The 19,682-nt window shown below is 35.5% G+C and carries 13 protein-coding genes, 1 pseudogene and 1 riboswitch; of the genes and pseudogenes, 12 read left to right on the top strand and 2 right to left on the bottom strand.

Annotation, left to right across the window (positions count from 1 at the left end):
* Positions 1-16: 16 nt before the first annotated feature.
* A complete protein-coding gene (locus AAEU33_RS02520; RefSeq protein WP_345990847.1) occupies positions 17-766 on the bottom strand; it encodes an RDD family protein in 750 nt (249 codons plus the stop codon).
* A 27-nt stretch (positions 767-793) separates the two neighbouring features.
* Between AAEU33_RS02520 and AAEU33_RS02515 the strand changes: the two genes are divergently transcribed.
* From AAEU33_RS02515 to AAEU33_RS02485, 7 genes are all read left to right on the top strand, one after another.
* Positions 794-1,774, top strand: coding sequence for a stage II sporulation protein M (locus tag AAEU33_RS02515; RefSeq protein ID WP_172284430.1), 981 nt, complete (start codon positions 794-796; stop codon positions 1,772-1,774).
* The gene (locus AAEU33_RS02510; RefSeq protein ID WP_345990846.1) at positions 1,761-2,720 is read left to right on the top strand and encodes a DUF4013 domain-containing protein; all 960 of its coding nucleotides are present in this window, start codon (positions 1,761-1,763) and stop codon (positions 2,718-2,720) included. The genes AAEU33_RS02515 and AAEU33_RS02510 overlap by 14 nt, the downstream gene beginning before the upstream one ends.
* The gene (locus tag AAEU33_RS02505) at positions 2,713-3,507 is read left to right on the top strand and encodes a DUF4129 domain-containing protein (RefSeq protein ID WP_345990845.1); all 795 of its coding nucleotides are present in this window, start codon (positions 2,713-2,715) and stop codon (positions 3,505-3,507) included. Before AAEU33_RS02510 ends, AAEU33_RS02505 begins: the two co-directional genes overlap by 8 nt.
* Positions 3,508-3,521: 14 nt before the next feature.
* Positions 3,522-4,685: a DUF4350 domain-containing protein gene (locus AAEU33_RS02500; protein ID WP_345990844.1), complete on the top strand. Its 1,164-nt coding sequence runs from the start codon at positions 3,522-3,524 to the stop codon at positions 4,683-4,685.
* A 61-nt stretch (positions 4,686-4,746) separates the two neighbouring features.
* Positions 4,747-5,778 carry a MoxR family ATPase gene (locus tag AAEU33_RS02495; protein WP_345990843.1) on the top strand — a complete coding sequence of 344 codons (1,032 nt, stop codon included), beginning with the start codon at positions 4,747-4,749 and terminating at the stop codon, positions 5,776-5,778.
* Between the two features lie 104 nt (positions 5,779-5,882).
* Complete coding sequence (locus tag AAEU33_RS02490) at positions 5,883-7,205, top strand: DUF58 domain-containing protein (protein ID WP_273650570.1); 1,323 nt, start codon at positions 5,883-5,885, stop codon at positions 7,203-7,205.
* A gap of 64 nt (positions 7,206-7,269) precedes the next feature.
* Complete coding sequence (locus tag AAEU33_RS02485; protein ID WP_345990842.1) at positions 7,270-7,689, top strand: OsmC family protein; 420 nt, start codon at positions 7,270-7,272, stop codon at positions 7,687-7,689.
* Between the two features lie 287 nt (positions 7,690-7,976).
* On the opposite strand, the gene AAEU33_RS02480 is transcribed toward AAEU33_RS02485, so the two are convergent.
* Complete coding sequence (locus tag AAEU33_RS02480) at positions 7,977-10,583, bottom strand: glucosidase (RefSeq protein WP_172284417.1); 2,607 nt, start codon at positions 10,581-10,583, stop codon at positions 7,977-7,979.
* Positions 10,584-10,772: 189 nt separating this feature from the next.
* A riboswitch (SAM riboswitch) is annotated at positions 10,773-10,881 on the top strand.
* Positions 10,882-10,944: 63 nt separating this feature from the next.
* Between AAEU33_RS02480 and AAEU33_RS02475 the strand changes: the two are divergent.
* The 5 genes and pseudogenes from AAEU33_RS02475 to metH all read left to right on the top strand — a co-directional run bounded on the left by AAEU33_RS02475 (position 10,945) and on the right by metH (position 19,680).
* Positions 10,945-13,484: pseudogene (locus tag AAEU33_RS02475) on the top strand (alpha/beta fold hydrolase).
* Between the two features lie 115 nt (positions 13,485-13,599).
* A complete protein-coding gene (locus AAEU33_RS02470) occupies positions 13,600-14,760 on the top strand; it encodes an O-succinylhomoserine sulfhydrylase (RefSeq protein ID WP_345990841.1) in 1,161 nt (386 codons plus the stop codon).
* A 68-nt stretch (positions 14,761-14,828) separates the two neighbouring features.
* Positions 14,829-15,839, top strand: a complete 1,011-nt coding sequence (locus AAEU33_RS02465; protein ID WP_345990840.1) for a homocysteine S-methyltransferase family protein — start codon at positions 14,829-14,831, stop codon at positions 15,837-15,839.
* Between the two features lie 81 nt (positions 15,840-15,920).
* A complete protein-coding gene (locus AAEU33_RS02460; protein WP_345990839.1) occupies positions 15,921-17,012 on the top strand; it encodes a fatty acid desaturase in 1,092 nt (363 codons plus the stop codon).
* Between the two features lie 7 nt (positions 17,013-17,019).
* Positions 17,020-19,680 (top strand): methionine synthase, encoded by a 2,661-nt coding sequence (metH, locus tag AAEU33_RS02455; RefSeq protein ID WP_345990838.1) that lies wholly within the window; start codon positions 17,020-17,022, stop codon positions 19,678-19,680.
* The last annotated feature ends 2 nt before the right edge of the window (positions 19,681-19,682 follow it).

Genomic DNA, 19,682 nt, shown 5'->3' with positions numbered 1-19,682 from the left:
ATTCCAAACAGAAATTCTAATTATCTTTTCCTGTATAATAGTTATAATCTTTGATAATAACATTGATAAACTGTCTTTCCGTCATTTTTACAGGATCAACTTCCAGTTTCAAAATATTCTTGATCTTGTCGGAAAGCTTACTGATGATTTGCCGGTCATCTACTCTTAAGGCCTTTGTGTAATTATCTTTAATAATTCTCATATCATTATCACTTAATGCAATAACCTGAGGGAATGAAGGAACATAATCCTCCTGTATGTTTTCCAGGATAGTTTGAGAAATATTAATGCTATTTTTTAATGAAATAACAGCTGTGCCTGATGCGATATCCCCGAGGCGCTGATTATTTTTAGAAACAATCATGGAAATTAATCCGATAACACCCGCAAAAGATGTGTCTATTATCCTGAATACCCAACGGATCAGATAATCTCCAAAACCAGCCTGGTATCCGTCGATTTTTACCACACGGATTTTCATTACTTTTTTTCCGGGAGTCTGTCCTTCCATTAAGCTTTCCAAAACCAAAGGATAGATGTAAATGGGAAATGTGATGGCAATATAAATAGCCATCTGAGACCATTGATCAAGGCCGTTTAATAAATACCCCAAATCAAGAAAATTGAAAAATACATAGAAAGTAACGACTGCATAAGCGACTTTGATCAGGAGATCTATAATAAATGCAAGCATTCTTTCTCCAACACTGGCAATGTTGAAATTAATATTTACATTTTGTGAGGTATTAATCGCAATTTGAGACATATTTTTTATTATTTTAGCCTTTAGATTATGAGAGAAGTTTATTTCATAAAACAAAATAAAGAAAAATGGTTGGGAATTGAACAGGTTATTCAAGGGAAAATAAAAAAAAATCCGGATGACCTGTCATCGTTGTATATCAACCTCATTAATGATCTTTCTTTTGCTCAGACTTATTATCCTAAAAGTAATACTACGGTTTATTTAAATCATCTTTCTTCACAGATATTCCAGAAAATTTACAAAACAAAAAGGGTAGAGGAAAACAGAGTCCTTTATTTCTTCAAAACAGAGGTTCCTTTGTTAGTGTATCAATACAAAAGATATTTGCTCTACGCGTTTTTGTTTTTTGCATTGTTTACTTCAATAGGAGTCCTTTCAGCAATTTATGATAAGGATTTTGTAAATATAATTCTGGGTGAAAGTTATGTGAATGAAACAATAGAGAATATTAAGAAAGGAAATGCGGTTGGTGTCTATCAAAGTGGTTCTACATGGGGAAGTACCATTGGGATTATCTTTAATAACATTGGGGTAGGTGCTAAATTGTATATTTACGGAGTTTTTGGAGGAGTAGGTACACTGTATGCATTACTTTCAAACAGTGTGATGCTCGGATCCTTCCAGTACTTCTTTTATGACTATGGGGCACTTAAGGATAGTGCAAGAGGAATATGGTTACACGGTGTTTTTGAAATTTTCGCAATGGTTGTTGAAGCTATGTGCGGATTAATTCTCGGGGCATCAATTTTATTTCCAAGAACCCTGTCGAGATTCAACTCATTTAAAAATGGATTTAAAGATTCCTTCAAAATATTTTTAAGTACAATTCCTTTTACCATTTGTGCGGGAATTATTGAAGGCTATGTTACAAGGCATGCTTTAAAAATGCCATTAGCTTTAAATTTAATTATTATCCTAGGTTCGCTAACGGTTATCGGATATTATTATTTTATTTATCCATCCGTTGTCAATAAAAAAATTAAAAACACAGATGATGCAGCTATATAAAAAAAGAGATTTCGGGACCTTTATCAGTGATAGTTTTAATTTTTTCAAATTATATGGAAAGAATTATTTCAAAAACTATATTTTGCTGAATGGTTTGTTGCTGATTTTAATGACTACCATTTTTGTTTTTGGATACAGGGAACTGTTTTCCCAGATATTCGGGTCAAACGTGAATGGTAACAGTTACTATTTTCAGCAATATTTTGAAGATAATGCAGGGATGTTAATTGTTGTTTGCTTGCTTACGTTTCTGCTTTTTTTTATCCTGGTGATTGTCAATTATCTTTATCCTGTTTTTTATCTGAAAAGACTTTCAAAGGGCGAAGAAAAAATAAGGACGGATGATATTCTCAGCGATTTTAAAAATAACGCAGGAAGAATTGGTACACTTTGCCTGGGAATGGTATTTATTGTAACTCCCCTGGCTTTGATTATGATCGGCATCTCATACGCATTGATACTAATTATCATCGGATTATTTATTATGTTGCTGGTGTATCCGACATTGTTTAATGTTGTTACATTTTTGATGTATGATTATTTTAATAGTGGCCGCGGTTTTTTTGAGAGTTTAAGTTATTCGATAAGATCACAGTTTTCTTATACCAACGGAAGGGAAAAATCTCCTTACTGGAAGTATTGGGGAGCCACAACGATCATTTTTCTTATCATGTATACCATAACCACCATTTTCACATTTATTCCCATGATATTTTTCTACAGTTCAATTCTTACTTCAGCTCCTGATGGAAATTTTGAACAAAACCCCTTTCAGGGAGCCATGGGAGTGCTTTTTTTTGTGATATATGGGATTTCCATGCTGCTTTCATTTTTTCTTTCAAATATTATGTATATCAATTCTGGATTGATGTATTACGATAGCAGGACAGATCTGCATCAGAAGGTGGAACTTGCAGAAATAGAAACCATCGGTAATAATGAATAAAATTGTTTTTTTCTTACTGATCTTTTTCTCAACAGGATTCGTGTATGCTCAGGATGACATTGAATTGCCGCCGGAAGCATATGTTGAAGATTCTTTGAGTACAGGGCATTATAAAAATATGTACCGTGCAGATTCGGTATTGATAGAGCACCCGGTTTCTGAAAATACGGTTTATCCTAAAAAATTCAGGGAAAATCTTAAGTCAAGATACAAAGGAAATGAGTTTGATTACACAACGATAAAACCCAGGGAATCTTTCTGGCAAAAACTGCAACGGAAAATAGCAAGAATTCTTGAGGGTATTTTCGGTGAGAATACTTTTGGAACCTCTGCAAAGGTTACCACTATTGTGATGCGTTTATTTGCCATTCTACTTATAGGTTTTCTGCTATATTCTATTGTCAGGTATCTCATAAGTAAAGACGGCAACTTCTTCTTTGGGAAAAAGAATAAAAAAGTAAATATCAATGAAGAAGAATTGCATGAAAATATCCATGAAATCAATTTTCCCGAGAGCATTGCAAAATTTGAAGTAACAGGAGATTACCGTTCCGCAGTACGTTATCAGTTTTTATACGTTCTTAAAAAGTTGAGCGATAAAAAGCTTATCATCTGGAATCCTGAGAAGACGAATAAAGATTATGCGACAGAGCTTAAAGCAGATTACCTGAAAAAAGAATTTTCAAACCTTTCCTATATATTTGATTATGTATGGTATGGTGAATTTAGTATTACCGAACAGGATTATTTGAAATTTAAAAATCAATATCAGACATTTAAGCCATAATAAAATCTTTAAAAATGAATAAAACTTTCAAAATATATGCTGTAATTTTCATCATTATCATGGTGATTCTGGCATTGCTTGAAGTTAATAAAAAGGAAGTTACAGACTGGCGAAAGAACTTTGATCCAAATGAAAAATCACCTTTTGGGTTATTTGTATTTAACAAAGAGTCTAAAGATCTTTTTAAAAATCAGCTTAAGAAAATAGCTGAAACACCATATGAATATTATAATGAGAATAAAAAGCAGGCTCATAATATTTTAATAATAGAAAAAGAAATTGACAGGGAATCCTGGCGCAGTATCTTGAATGAAGTCTCCAAAGGATCGGATGCTATGTTGATTGCAGGCAGGATACCAAAAGAAATTTCTGATAGTATAGGCTTTTATGCTTCTCAAATCTCTTTTGAAGATCAGAATGTGTTAAAGCTTACAGATAAGAAATATCAGAATGATTTTATTAACTTAGATAAATTTCCGTCTGGAAGAGGATTTTCTTATGTTAAACCCGGTGTTGAGATACTAGGAAAGACTGTTGAAAAGAATAACACGGATCAGGCAAATTTTATAAAAGTAAAGTTGGGAAAGGGAAATATTTTCGTTCATAGTGAGCCCCTTTTTCTCACCAACTATTATCTTCTGAAACCTGGAAATATAAAATATGCACAGGATGTTTTTTCGTATCTTAACGATAAAGAAACCGTTTGGTTTGTGGAAGCTGCAGATGCCAAGGCTTCTTCACGCTTTTTTATGAGATTTATTCTGTCAAAACCAGCGCTGAAATATGCATGGTGGGTATTTTTAGGAGGGATGATCTTATTTATTTTTTTCAATGCGAAAAGGAAACAGAGAATTGTTCCTGTAATAGAACCTCTGAAAAATACTTCTGTGGAATTTGTGAAAAGTATCGGAAATCTTTATCTGCAGGAAGGTGATTTTCATGATATGATGGCTAAAAAAGCCCAATATTTCCTGAATAAAGTTAGAATGGATCTTCTTATAGATACCCAGAATCTCGATAATGAGTTTGCAAAGAAACTGCAATTGAAAACAGGGAAAAATATAGAGGTAATTACCGAAGCTATTGCTCTTATCCGGAAAGCTCAGGATCCTTATGCGAGTGTAATGAAAGAAGATCTCACCAGAATGAATACGATCCTGGATGAAATAATACGATAAATAATATAACGATGTAGTAACTGTGGTTACGGATACATTGACAAATGATAAATTAAATTGTATGGAAAACCTTGAGAACGAAAATTTAGAAAATCAAAGTTCTATAAATCTTGATAAAGAAGAAAACGATTTTCAATCGAGAATCGATATGATTGAACTCCGTGTGAGTTTAGAAAAAGTAAAAGCCGAAATAAGTAAGGTGATTGTGGGGCAGGAGAGTATGATAGAACATCTTTTGGCAGCGCTCCTTTCAAATGGACATGTTCTCATTGAGGGAGTTCCAGGAGTTGCAAAAACCATTACAGCAAAGTTGCTGGCAAAAACTATTGATGTAAATTTCAGCAGAATACAATTTACCCCTGATCTGATGCCTTCGGATATTTTAGGGACTTCAGTATTCAGCGTGAAAAATTCGGAGTTTGAGTTTAAAAAAGGACCTATTTTCTCCAATTTTATTTTAATTGATGAGATCAACAGGTCTCCGGCAAAAACACAAGCTGCCTTGTTTGAAGTAATGGAAGAAAGGCAGATTACAATGGACGGTATCCGATATACGATGGAGGAGCCGTTTTTAGTCGTTGCTACACAAAATCCGATTGAGCACGAAGGAACATACAGGCTTCCGGAAGCACAGTTAGACCGGTTTTTATTTAAAATAAATGTTGGGTATCCTAATCTTGAACAGGAAGTTCTGATTATTAAGAATCAACATGAAAGCAGGACCGAAGATAAAACAGAAGCAGTAGGACGAGTTATCACCTCGCAGCAATTAAAAAACTATCAGCAGTTGGTGAAAGAGATCATTGTAGAAGCACAGCTGATGGAGTATATTGCTAAAATCATTGTTAATACAAGAGAAAATCAGTTTTTATATTTAGGAGCCTCACCAAGGGCAAGTTTAGCCTTACTTACGGCATCTAAAGCCTTTGCGGCTTTAAGGGGGCGGGATTTTGTAACTCCGGAAGATATCAAAGAAGCCAGTTATGCAGTGCTGAGACACAGAGTAATTGTTTCGCCGGAAAGAGAAATGGAAGGTTTAAGTGCTGACGAAATAATCAGACAGATTCTGGAGGGAATAGAAATTCCAAGATAAATAATAAGTGATATTATAAAATTTCAAAATGTTGAAGAGATTAATAGATTCCTTGTAGTGGATTTATAAGGCTGCCATAAAATCTGTTATCCACAACCTGAAAAATGAGAAACTTATACATTAATAATCGCTTTTTCTTTACGCTCATTGGAGTGGGGATACTTTATGTTCTGGCTTTTTTCTTTCCAATTTTTATTTATGTAGCTCATATTGTGCTCTTGCTTTGCTTTTTGGCTGCAATGGTAGATTATCTTTTACTTTTTAATCAAAAAGAAGGTGTTTTAGCACAAAGGATCTTACCTGAAAAGTTATCAAATGGTGATGAGAATCCAATAAAAATTGATATTAAAAATAATTATGGTTTTAAGATCAATACTAAAATCATCGATGAAATTCCATTTCAGTTTCAGAAAAGGGATTTTTTAATTCGAAAAGAAATTGATCCCGGCAGAAATGCATTCTTTCAATATATTCTTGAGCCTAAAGAAAGAGGTGAATATAATTTTGGTAGCTTAAATGTTTATACTTCTTCTCCGATAGGTTTTGTTTCGAAAAGATATAGATTCCAGAAAAATGCAAATTTAGCGGCATATCCTTCTTTTGTTCATTTACGGAAATATGAATTAATGGCTCTTCAAAGTGAATTCTTATTGGGGGGTATCAAAAAAATCAGAAAGCTCGGCCATACCATGGAGTTTGAGCAGATCAAGGATTATGTTCCCGGGGATGATATCAGGACAATCAATTGGAAGGCTACATCAAAGACCAATCGTTTGATGGTTAATCAGTTTCAGGATGAAAAATCTCAAAGGATTTTCATGCTGATTGATACTGGACGAACCATGAAAATGCCATTTAAAGAGTTAAGTCTTCTTGACTATTCTATCAATGCGACAATGGCCCTGTCTCATATTATATTAAAAAAAGGAGATCGGGCAGGGATGATGACATTCTCTAAAAAAACTGAAAACAAGATAGCTGCAGAAAACAAATCCGGTCAGCTAAAGAAAATTTCGGAATCACTTTATAATATAAAAACCAATTTTTTTGAAAGTGATTTTAACCGCCTTTATCAGGATGTAAAATATTCAATCAACCAAAGAAGCCTGATTTTACTTTTTACAAATTTTGAAACGCTGGATGGTTTGAACAGGCAGTTAAAATACTTGCGTGGCATTGCAAAAAATCATTTGTTGGTCGTTGTATTTTTTAAGAATTCGGAACTCCAGACTTTAATTCATAAGAATCCGGAGAGTATGCAGGAGATTTATGATGAAGTTATTGCTGAAAAATTTGAATTTGAAAAAAAACTAATCATACAGGAACTTCGAAAGTATGGTATTTATACAGTGTATACCCTTCCTGAAAATTTAAATATTGACGTTATCAATAAATATCTTGAGATCAAAGCAAGAGGAATTTTATAATTTTGCATAGATAACTTTAATACATCATAGATTAATTCTAGGATTTAATAATATAAACAGAACAATGAAAATAACACTTAATAGAATAAACGATGACTTTTTGTTTGAATGTACAAATTCCCAAGGGAATTCCATTCTTTTGGATAATACTTCGCAGCCTGGAGCTAAAGGAGTTTCTCCCATGGAAAGTGTTTTAATGGCAGTTGCAGGATGTAGTGGAATAGACGTCGTGTCCATATTAAAAAAACAAAGACAGGATATCACAGGTTTTAAAGCAGAAGTAGAAGGAGAGAGAGTCCCTGTCGATGATGCTAAGCCTTTTAAATCAATTAAAGTTCAGTTTTTTTTGGAAGGTAACATCGACCCTGCTAAGGCTTTTAAAGCAGCGCAGTTATCATTTGATAAATACTGTTCTGTTTCTAAAACTTTGGAGCCTAACGTAGAAATCGGTTATGATGTATTTGTAAATGGGGAAAAAATTTAAGGATGTTATAAACAAAATAAAAAAGCCGGATTGTTAAAATCCGGCTTTATGCTTATTATGTGTTGTTGAGGGTATTTTCTTTCTTTAAGATTTAAACATTGAGTTTCATTTTCTTAAAGGTTAACGATGTAAATATATGAAATATTTATCAATAATCTATTATAATTATTATTTTTGTTGCTTGTTTTAGTTTATGGCTAAAATTAAGGCATCAATGATGTTCAATACTAAAGGTTAATTAATTGATAAAAAAAATGTACCACTTAAGAAAGTGGTACATTTTTATTCTATCTCGGTTTCATCAGTTTAGCGACCGTTGCCGTCCATCCTGTTTGATGTGAGGCGCCAACTCCACGTCCGTTATCTCCGTGAAAATATTCATAAAAGGTGATATAATCTTTGAAATGCTCATCGTGATTAAACTTATTGTTTCCCCCATTAAAAGCTCTTTGTCCCTGTTCATCTTTAAGGAATATAGAACATAGCCTGTTACTGATATTTTGTGCTACTTCATCCAGATTCCTTTTATCTCCGCTTCCTGTCGGTAATTCCACTTTCAGGCTGTTTCCATAATAGAAATGAAAACGCTGCAGACTTTCGACAATCAAAAAGTTAATAGGGAACCAGATCGGGCCTCTCCAGTTACTATTTCCTCCAAACATTCTGCTGTCACTTTCTGCGGGGGTATAATAAACCACATTTTCTGTCCCATGAACAGAGAAAATAAAAGGATTTTCTTCATATACTTTAGACATGGCCCTGATCCCATAAGAACTTAAAAATTCTTTTTCATCCAGCATTCTTGTCAAGACTTTTGTTAGTCTGTTTTTACGAAGGATACTCATTAAATGTTTTCTGCCATGACCTTCTTCATCCCAATGGGAAACCAGTTTCGTAAGTTCCGGCTTATTTTTCAGCACCCATTCCATTCTTATTTTAAAGTTGGGCATTTTTTCCAATAATCCGTGATCAATAATCTCCACAGCAAATAAAGGAATAAGCCCGACAATACTTCTTAAACGAAGCGTAACACTTTCGCCGTTCCCAAGTTGTAGTACATCATAGAAAAAACCATCTTCTTCATTCCAAAGGCCTTCTTTTCCATCACCCATGTTTTCCATCGCTTCCGCGATGTAAAGATAATGCTCAAAAAACTTAATGGCCATGTCTTCATATACCTGATAGTATTGGGCAAGTTCCATTGCAATTCTCATCATATTCAATGCATACATTGCCATCCAGCTTGTACCGTCCGCCTGTTCAAGATGCTCACCGTCTTTAAGTTCCATATTACGATCGAAAGCTCCGATATTATCAAGACCTAGAAAACCACCGCCGAAAATATTTTTACCGTTTTTATCCTTACGGTTTACCCACCAGGTAAAGTTCAAAAGTAATTTTTGAAAAACCTTTTCCAGAAACAGGAGATCCGGTTTTCCATTGGTCTTCTCATCAATCTTAAATACCCTGAAACAAGACCAAGCATGGACAGGTGGATTTACATCACTTAAGTTCCATTCATACGCCGGAAGTTGTCCATTAGGATGCATATACCACTCTTTGGTTAACAAGAGAAGTTGGTTTTTTGCAAACTGGGCATCAATTAATGCATAGGGAACGCAGTGAAAAGCGAGATCCCAGGTAGCATACCATGGGTATTCCCATTTGTCAGGCATTGAAATAATGTCCTTATTGTGCATGTGGTTCCACTCTGTATTTCTTACATAGTGGTTGAAATCCCTCGGTGCATCAAAATTAGGATCACCCTTAAGCCATTTCCCAACATTATAATGATAAAATTGTTTGTTCCATAACAGCCCCGCGAAAGCCTGACGTTGAACATTTCTTTCGTCATCATTCGTTACATCGTGCTGAACTTCTTCATAGAATTCGTTGGCCTCAGCAATCCGGGTGTTGAAAATCTCATCAAAATGATGAAATGGTTCATCGGTGTCGTTTGGCGACAGCCTGAAATCAAAGGTTTTTGATTGTCCCCCACCAATAATTTCTTCAATCACAAAAGCGGCTTTTGAGCCTCTTTTTTCCGGATTAACGGTATTGGAGTTATGAATAATGTGATCGTTTATACCATCCTTGAAATAGGTGTTATCTGTTAAAGGAGCTCCGTATAATTTCGGTGTATTGGTTTCATTATCACAAAAGAGACTTTTGGCACCGGTGTTTCTTGAATAGAATTTTTTGATGGAAATACTATCATGGTTAATATCAATACAGCCGTCGTATGAGGCGTTTAGCTGCCCCTTATAAGTATTATATCCCCATTTCCAGTTGTTACGGAACCAGGCTGTTGGAGCGACAACAATAGGTGCATCGTTTTGGCTCCTGTTACAAACTGTGATACGGACTAAAAAATCGTCAGCATCTGCTTTACAGTATTCGATGAAAATATCAAAATATTCATCATTATCAAAGATTCCGGTATCAAAGATTTCAAATTCAGCTTCCTTTTTGCTTCGTCTGCCGTTTTCAGATAGCAGGTGATCATAAGGAAATTCATGGATCGGATATTTATACACCATCTTCATATAACTATGGGTAGGCGTGTTGTCCAGATAGTAAAAGATCTCTTTGATATCTTCACCATGATTGCCCTGGGGATTACTCAATCCGAAAAAACGTTCTTTGATCATTTTGTCCTTTTTGTTCCAAAATGAAAGAGCGAAACAAAAAAGCTGTTTGGTGTCCGATATTCCGGCAATCCCTTCTTCACCCCAACGGTAGGCATAACTTTCAGCTTTATCATGATTGGTGAAATTCCACGCATTGCCATTGGGACTATAATCCTCACGAACATTACCCCATTGTCTGTTGCTTACATAAGGCCCCCAGTTTTTCCATTTTATATCCTGTAATCTTTGTTTTTCTGCAGTCATAGTTCATCATTTTTCACTACGAAGGTAATTTTTTTGAAAAATAATTCCAATTTTTTCTATCTGAATAATTCTTAACACATCCTTGTAACTATAATGATTACAGGGATTTTCAGAATAAATTAATTTTTTCATGAAAAAATTAAATAAAATATTATATCTTTGCACCATTCGATCATTCAAATATTGAAAATGTTATCAAGAAAGGTTGAGGGATTAGACCCGATGAAACCTTAGCAACCCTTTGTGCAAGCGAAGAAGGTGCTACGTTCTACCAAATTATTTTTTGGACAGATAACTTACTGAGTTTTTCAGCCATTTCCTGTGGCATTTTCAATTGTATTATAAATAATGTATAATAGAATTGAAAACAGAACTAAAACATATTAATCTTTCGTATCAAACTAATTCCGGAAAGGAATGCAATATCCCGTTGAGCTATCAGACCTTCGGGAAAGAGCTGTTTTCGGCACCTGTTATTTTAATCAACCATGCTTTAACGGGAAATTCCAATGTATCGGGAACAAATGGCTGGTGGAAGCAATTAGTAGGAGATGGCCAGGTGGTTGATACCAATGTCTATACGGTTTTGTGTTTCAATATTCCCGGAAATGGTTACGATGATTTTTTAATTGAAGAATATGAAGAGTTTACTCCTTCGGATATTGCAGGCATATTTTTAATAGGGCTAGAATTACTTAACATTAAAAGCCTATATGCGATTATCGGAGGTTCTCTTGGTGGAGGAATAGGATGGGAAATGCTGGTTAAACGTCCGGAACTTGCAGAAGTATTTATTCCCATTGCCTGTGATTTCAGAACTCATGATTGGCTGCATGCGCAATGTATGGTTCAGAAATTTTTATTAAATGGAAATGACGCTCCGTTACAAAAGGCAAGAATCCATGCAATGCTATGTTATAGAACCCCACAATCTTTAAACGACAGATTTCAAAATAAATACAATACCGCAAAAAATAAACTTGAATCGGAAGATTGGCTTGAATATCACGGAAAAGCTCTTAATGAAAGATTTAGTTTAAAATCTTATCAACTGATGAATCATTTGCTGATGAACATTAATGCCGAGGAAGAAAGGCTTGAGAATATACAGGCACGAATGCACTTGATCTCCGTTGATACAGATTTGTTCTTTCCTGCTTCCGAAATCCGGATGTGTTTTGAAAAACTGAAAGGTAAAAAAAAGAATATTTCTTATCACGAGATCACCTCAGTTCACGGGCATGATGCCTTCCTAATGGAATACAAACAATTAAATAATATCATTAAAACCATTTTATTACAGAAAGAAACTGAACAATTACAAGAAACCTGTAATAAAGCTAAACAATAAAGAATGAACAGATGAAAAATGTTAACGAAATAAAATTTTTAAAGAACAGATCAATCATCAAATTTGAAGGAGAAGATTTCTTAGGGGAAATCGGTATTGACGGTAGAATTTTTAAAGCACTTACTTTAGCCAGGATTAGTGTAGGAGTGATCTCACAACAGGCTATAGAAAACGGAATATCAATTTTGGTTCACGAAAACGATTCTGAAAATGCGGTTAATTGTCTGATTGAGGAATTTGAAGCGGAAAGGAAATCAGGAGCAGTGTCTCAGATTTATAGTATTAATAACGTTTCAGTTCTGGGGTTTGTAGCTGAAGATTTTAATAAAATACTGGCGGAACTGGCAAGAAATAATGTTTTTCCTTTGCTTCTGAATCAGATAGCAAGTGAAAAAAGAGTAAATATTGTAGTTACTTCTTCTCAGGATGAGAAAACTAAGAATATCATTGAATCTGAAATATCCAAAAAACCTAAAACCGTTCATCTTGCAATCATTGGACATGGGAATGTGGGTAAAACTCTGATTGACCAGGTATTGGAATCTTCCGAAGAAATTAAGAGACGGAAAAAAATAGATCTTAAAGTAGTGGCTGTTGCTAATTCAAGAAAAATAGCATTCAATAAAAAAGGCTTTGATCATAATTGGAATGATGAGGTTTTAGTTGCTGAAAGCCCTTCCAATGTTGATGAACTGATCAGTTTCTCCAGAGAGAATCAGCTGGAGAATCTTATTGTGGTTGATAATACGGCGAGTAAGGATTTTGTTAAGAATTATCATGCTTTAGCTGAGAACGGATTTGATCTTGTATCTTCCAACAAGATTTTCAATACCCTTCCAATAGAAGAATATCGTAAACTAAGATATACGTTGAATAAAAATAACAGACGATATCTTTATGAGACCAATGTGGGAGCAGGTTTGCCTTTGATCGATACCATTAAACTATTGCACCTGTCAGGGGAAAATATTACAAGAATTAAAGGCGTGTTTTCAGGTTCTTTAAGTTATATCTTCAATAATTTTTCAGTTAGAGATGAGAAATTTTCAACCATTATAGGAGAAGCAATGGAGAAAGGATTTACTGAACCGGATCCTCGTGAGGACCTTTCAGGAAATGATGTTGCAAGAAAGCTTTTGATTCTGGCGAGAGAGTTGGATCTGATTAATGAATTCAATGATATTAATATTCAGAATCTAATTCCTGAAAACCTTCTTTCTATTGACAAAAATGAATTCATTTCCAGATTGGGAGAATTGGACGAGGAATACCAGAAAATTAAACAAAATCAGGAGGCAGATCATGTTCTACGATATGTAGGCGATCTACATGGTGATCTTCAAAAAGAAAAAGGAGAACTTGATGTAAAATTAATTTCTGTGCCGGCTACTTCCGCATTAGGGCAATTAAAAGGATCAGATTCCATTTTTGAAATCTATACGGAGAGCTATGGTGAAAACCCTATTGTAATTATGGGAGCCGGTGCGGGAGCACAGGTAACCGCGAGAGGTGTTTTTGGTGATATTTTAAGAGTAAGTGAAACAAAATAAATCAATGTACGAATGTAACGATATAACAGTGTGCCGATAAAAATGGCTCAGATCAGATTCGATCGATTCATTGGTAAACTGTTGCATTGATACATGATATTAAAATTAAAACTATATGGAAAATTTTGAAACGTTTGCAATAAGAACGCAGACTGAACGAACTCAGTTTGATGAACATTCTACTCCGCTCTATCTTACATCCAGCTTTATTTTTCAGGATGCAGAGGATATGAGGGCGAGCTTTGCAGAAGAAAAATCAAAAAATTTATACAGCAGATTCTCTAATCCAAACGTTACTGAATTCACCGATAAAATTGTGAAAATGGAGGGTGCGGAAGCGGGATATGCTTTTGCTACCGGAATGGCAGCAATTTATTCAACATTTGCAACTCTGCTTGATGCCGGAGATCATATTGTAAGCTGCCAGTCTGTTTTTGGATCTACACACACACTTTTTACAAAGTATTTCCCGAAATGGAATATTGAGACTACCTATTTTAAGGCAGAAGATGCAGAAAATGTTGAAAAGCTTATCAAACCTAATACAAAAATTTTATATCTGGAAACTCCGACTAATCCGGCAATTGAGATTCTGGATCTTGAGTTTTTCGGGAAAATTGCAAAAAAACATAATCTTATCTTCATTGTAGATAATTGTTTTGCCACCCCTTATCTTCAACAACCTATCAAGTACGGAGCTGATATTGTGGTTCATTCGGCAACAAAATTAATTGACGGACAAGGAAGGGTTCTTGGTGGAGTTGCGGTAGGAAAAGAAGACCTTATCCGGGAAATCTATCTTTTTGCAAGAAATACAGGTCCAGCCATGTCTCCTTTTAATGCATGGGTTTTATCTAAAAGTCTTGAAACTTTAGCCATCAGAGTTGAAAAGCATTGTGAAAATGCATTGAAAGTCGCTGAATTTTTAGAAAGCCACCCGAATGTGGAATTAGTAAAATATCCTTTTTTACCTTCACATCCAAGTTATGAAGTAGCAAAAAAACAGATGAAATTAGGAGGGAATATTGTCGCTTTTGAAATCAAAGGAGGAATTGAAGGAGGTCGAAAATTTTTAGATAAAATAAAGATGTGTTCACTTTCAGCAAATCTTGGTGATACCAGAACAATTGTTACACATCCTGCTTCTACTACACATTCCAAATTAACCGATGAGGAAAGGAATGAAGTGGGAATCACTGCCGGCCTTGTACGTTGTTCTGTAGGGTTGGAAAACGTGGAAGATGTTATTGCAGATTTAAAACAGGCATTGGATTAACTCAATTGAAATGGGCTTTAGCCCATTTAAGAAAAATAATATTAACGGCTTTAGCCACAATCTACAAAATGAAAAGTTCAGAACAATTATATAAGGCACTCTCCGAAAGAATTTTAGTTCTTGATGGGGCTATGGGAACGATGCTTCAACGATACAAATTTGAAGAAGAAGACTATCGTGGTGAGCGTTTCAAAGATTATCCGCATCTGGTTAAAGGAAATAACGACCTACTTTCCCTCACACAGCCTCATGCTATTGAAGAAGTTCATAGAAAATATCTGGAAGCGGGAGCTGATATTATCGAAACCAACACATTCTCGGGAACTACAATTGCAATGGCAGATTATCATATGGAAGACCTGGTTTATGAGCTGAATTATGAATCTGCAAAAATAGCCAGAAAAGTATGTGATGAATTCACGGCTAAGAACCCGGATAAGCCTAGGTTTGTAGCAGGATCTATTGGTCCTACGAACAGAACGGCAAGTCTGAGCCCTGATGTAAATGATCCGGGATATCGCGCCATTACATTTGATGAATTGAGAATTGCTTATAAACAGCAGTCCGAAGCTCTTTTGGATGGGGGGTCCGATATCTTGCTGGTAGAAACAATCTTTGACACCTTAAATGCTAAAGCAGCTTTATTTGCCATTGATGAAATTCAGGATGAAAGAGAAATAAAAATTCCGATAATGGTTTCAGGAACTATTACCGATGCTTCGGGAAGAACTTTGAGTGGTCAGACGGCAGAAGCATTTTTAATTTCGGTTTCACATCTGAATCTTTTGAGCGTCGGATTCAATTGCGCGCTGGGAGCTAATCAGCTTACACCTTATCTGGAAACATTGGCTCATAATTCGGATTTTTATGTCTCAGCATATCCCAATGCTGGATTACCGAATGCTTTCGGTAAATATGACGAGACACCCGAGTTTATGGCAGAACAGATACAAGAATATGTGGAAAAAGGTCTGATCAATATTATTGGAGGATGTTGTGGTACAACCCCTGAACATATCAGGGCTATAGCAGACTTAGTGAATAAGTATGAGCCAAGAAAATTGAGGAAATTTGCATGATTTGATAGATTTTTTTCATTGAATCAATTGTAAGATAACGGTTTAGTATTATTATTTTTAAGTTAAACTAAAACTAATCATATGGAAAAGCCGAGTTACTTAAAGAGTGCAGAAGACACAAAAATCTTTAATGAATTAAGAAAAAAGGTGAACCAGAGAGTCGAAAACATAAAGGAAAACAGAGATATCTACATTCAGATTAAAGCTGTTTTATTGCCCCTTATTTATATTGGGCTATATGTTTTTGCGTTGATTAATGTTGAGAAATCTTTGCTTTATATTTTGAGTTTTGTGTTAATGGGGATTATGTTGGTGTTGATCTATCTGAATTTAATTCATGAAGCGGCTCACAATAATATATTCAAAAACAAAAGATTAAATAGCTGGGTACTGCAAATTTTTGATTTTGTGGGAGCCAATTCTTATATCTGGAAGAAAAGGCATATTGCAAGCCATCATGCATATCCGAATGTAGACGGATGGGATACTGATATAGAGCAGAGTGGTTTACTGCTGATTGTTCCATGGATCCGGGCAAAAGGAGTGCAGAAATACCAGCATCTGTTTTTCTTTCTGGTGTATCCTTTATATTTATTCAACTGGATGTTTATCAGGGATTTCAGGGATTTCTTTGATAAGGAAAGGGTTATTTTAAAAACCCAGGGCGCCATTCCGGTTGTTGAGAAAGTAAAGATGGTTGTTTATAAACTCTTTTATTTCTTTTATCAGATTGTTGTTCCTGTTGTATTCTTTAAAGTTTCGATTGGATTGGCGATAGGAGCCTGGTTTTTACAGGTCATTACAGCAAGCATTTTTGCTTTGTTTGTTTTATTGCCATTACATCCGCTTCCCGATAATGCTTTTCCAAAATTAGATGAGAAAAACTCACTTCCATACAGCTGGATTCGGCATCAGTTGGAAGTAACCAATGATTTAACCAATAATAATTGGATGATCAGAAATGTATTGGGGAATTTCAATTTTCATGTGGCTCACCACCTCTTTCCAAATTATAGCTATATGTACTATAACGAGATAACAGAAGAAATAGAAGAGTTTGCTAGAGAACATGGTTTAGTATACAAAAGATTTCCAATTTTTACCGCTTTAGGCAAACATGTGGAGTTGCTGAGGCAAAATGCAAATAATGCATATTACATTTTAGAAGAATAAAAAATTGATGAAATATTTAAGATTATCGGGCCTTGAGCCTCTTATCATAACACCGGAAAGTAATTTCATCAACGTTGGTGAAAGGACTAATGTTGCCGGTTCTAAAAAGTTTTTAAGATTAATCAAAGAAGAAAAATTTCCTGAAGCATTAGATATTGCAAGACATCAGGTGGAAGGGGGAGCGCAGATCCTCGATGTTAATTTTGACGACGGACTGATTGATGGTAAAACATCAATGGTTAAATTCCTGAATCTGATTGCTTCCGAACCTGATATCGCGAGAATTCCCATTATGGTGGATTCTTCCAAATGGGAGATCCTGGAAGCAGGACTACAGGTTGTTCAAGGAAAATGTGTGGTGAATTCTATCAGTTTAAAAGGAGGGGAAGAAGAATTCATCAGACAGGCAAAAGCAATAAAAAGATATGGTGCTGCTGTTATTGTGATGGCTTTTGATGAAGAAGGACAGGCAGATACCTTAGACAGAAGAATAGAAATTTCAAAGCGGTCATATGATATTTTAGTTAATCAGATTGATTTTCCTGCTGAGGATATTATTTTCGATTTAAATATCTTCCCTGTTGCAACAGGAATGGATGAGCATAGAAGAAATGCTTTGGATTTTATCGATGCAACGCGATGGGTTAGACAAAACCTTCCCTATGCCTCTGTAAGTGGTGGAGTTAGTAACGTTTCATTTTCCTTTCGGGGGAATGATACGGTAAGAGAAGCGATGCACTCTGTTTTTCTTTATCATGCGATCCAGGCAGGAATGAATATGGGGATTGTGAACCCTGCGATGCTTGAGGTATATGATGAAATCAATAAAGAATTACTGGAGCTTGTAGAAGATGTTATTCTAGATAAAAGGGAAGATGCTACTGAACGGCTTCTGGATTATTCTGAAAAACATAAGTCTGTAAAAAAAGAGAAAACGGAAGATCTGGAATGGAGAACAAAACCTCTTCAGGACAGAATTACCCATGCTTTGGTAAAGGGGATAGATCGTTTTATAGAAGAAGATGTAGAAGAAGCAAGAAAAGAAGCAGAAAAACCATTGCATGTTATTGAGGTCAACCTGATGACGGGAATGGGTGTTGTAGGAGATTTATTCGGAAGCGGAAAGATGTTTCTTCCGCAGGTAGTAAAATCTGCACGGGTAATGAAAAAGGCAGTTGCCTATCTTCAGCCTTTCATCGAAGCGGAAAAAGATGGTTCAAGACCTGCGAATGGTAAAATACTTATGGCTACCGTAAAAGGAGATGTTCACGATATCGGAAAAAATATTGTTAGTGTTGTTTTGGGTTGTAATAATTATGAAATCGTAGACCTTGGAGTAATGGTTCCGGCTGAGAAAATTATTCAGACGGCAATTGAAGAAAAAGTGGATGTTATAGGACTGAGCGGCTTAATTACACCAAGCCTTGATGAAATGGTGTATATTGCTGCTGAGCTGGAAAGACAGAATCTGGATTTTCCATTACTAATAGGAGGAGCTACTACATCAAAAGCGCACACAGCCGTAAAAATAGATCTGAAATATAAAAACGCTGTTGTACATGTAAACGACGCTTCCCGGGCGGTAAATGTGGTAAGTTCTTTATTGGGAGACCGGAATAAGGAGTACGTGGATGACTTAAAAAGTGAATATTCGGATTTCCGTGAAAAGTTCCTGAACAGACAGATCGATAAAGATTACGTCTCTATTGAAGAAGCCAGAAGAAATCATTTTAAAATAGACTGGGAAAGCGAAGAAATCTTTACACCCAACAATATCGGTGTACAAATCTTTCAGGATCAGGATCTAAATGAATTGGTTCCGTTTATTGACTGGTCACCTTTCTTCAGGAGCTGGGATCTTCATGGGAAATACCCGAACATATTAGAGGATGAGGTAGTAGGTGCTCAGGCAAAAGAACTCTTTAAAGATGCTCAGGTGATCCTGAAAAAAATTCTTGATGAGAAGCTTCTTACTGCAAAGGCCATATTTGGAGTTTTTAAAGCCAATGCTAATGAAACGGATGATATTATCATCTTTGATGAAAATAATCAGGAACAGACCAGGTTTTTGACTTTAAGACAGCAGGTTCAAAAGTCCAAAGGCAAAGAGTATCTCGCATTAAGTGATTTTATCGCTCCCCAAAGTTCAGGAAAGACAGATTATATGGGAGCTTTCTGTGTAACAACAGGTTTTGGAACAGATGAGCTTTCTGCAGAATATGAAAAGGCGAATGATGATTACAATTCCATTATGGTAAAGGCCTTGGCAGACAGATTCGCTGAAGCATATGCCGAATTTTTACATAAAAAAATAAGAACAGAATATTGGGGGTATGCAAAACAGGAAGAGCTAAGTAATGAAGAACTTATTGCCGAAAAATATAAAGGAATACGTCCTGCTCCCGGATATCCTGCTTGCCCTGACCATCTGGAAAAGAAAACCATTTGGGATCTTTTAAATGTAGAAGAAAATATAGGCGTTTATCTTACCGAAAGTTTAGCGATGTTCCCAACAGCATCAGTCTCCGGATATTATTTTGGCAGCCCGCATGCAAAATATTTCGGATTGGGAAAAATTACAGAAGATCAATTAAAAGACTACGCCGCACGAAGAGGTTGTAGCATCCAGGAAGCCAAAAAATGGCTGTCACCTAATTTAGCAGATTAAAA

Source organism: Chryseobacterium sp. Chry.R1 (assembly GCF_039645525.1).
GTDB classification, from domain to species: domain Bacteria; phylum Bacteroidota; class Bacteroidia; order Flavobacteriales; family Weeksellaceae; genus Chryseobacterium; species Chryseobacterium proteolyticum.
This window is presented reverse-complemented; position numbering and strand designations above follow the sequence as displayed.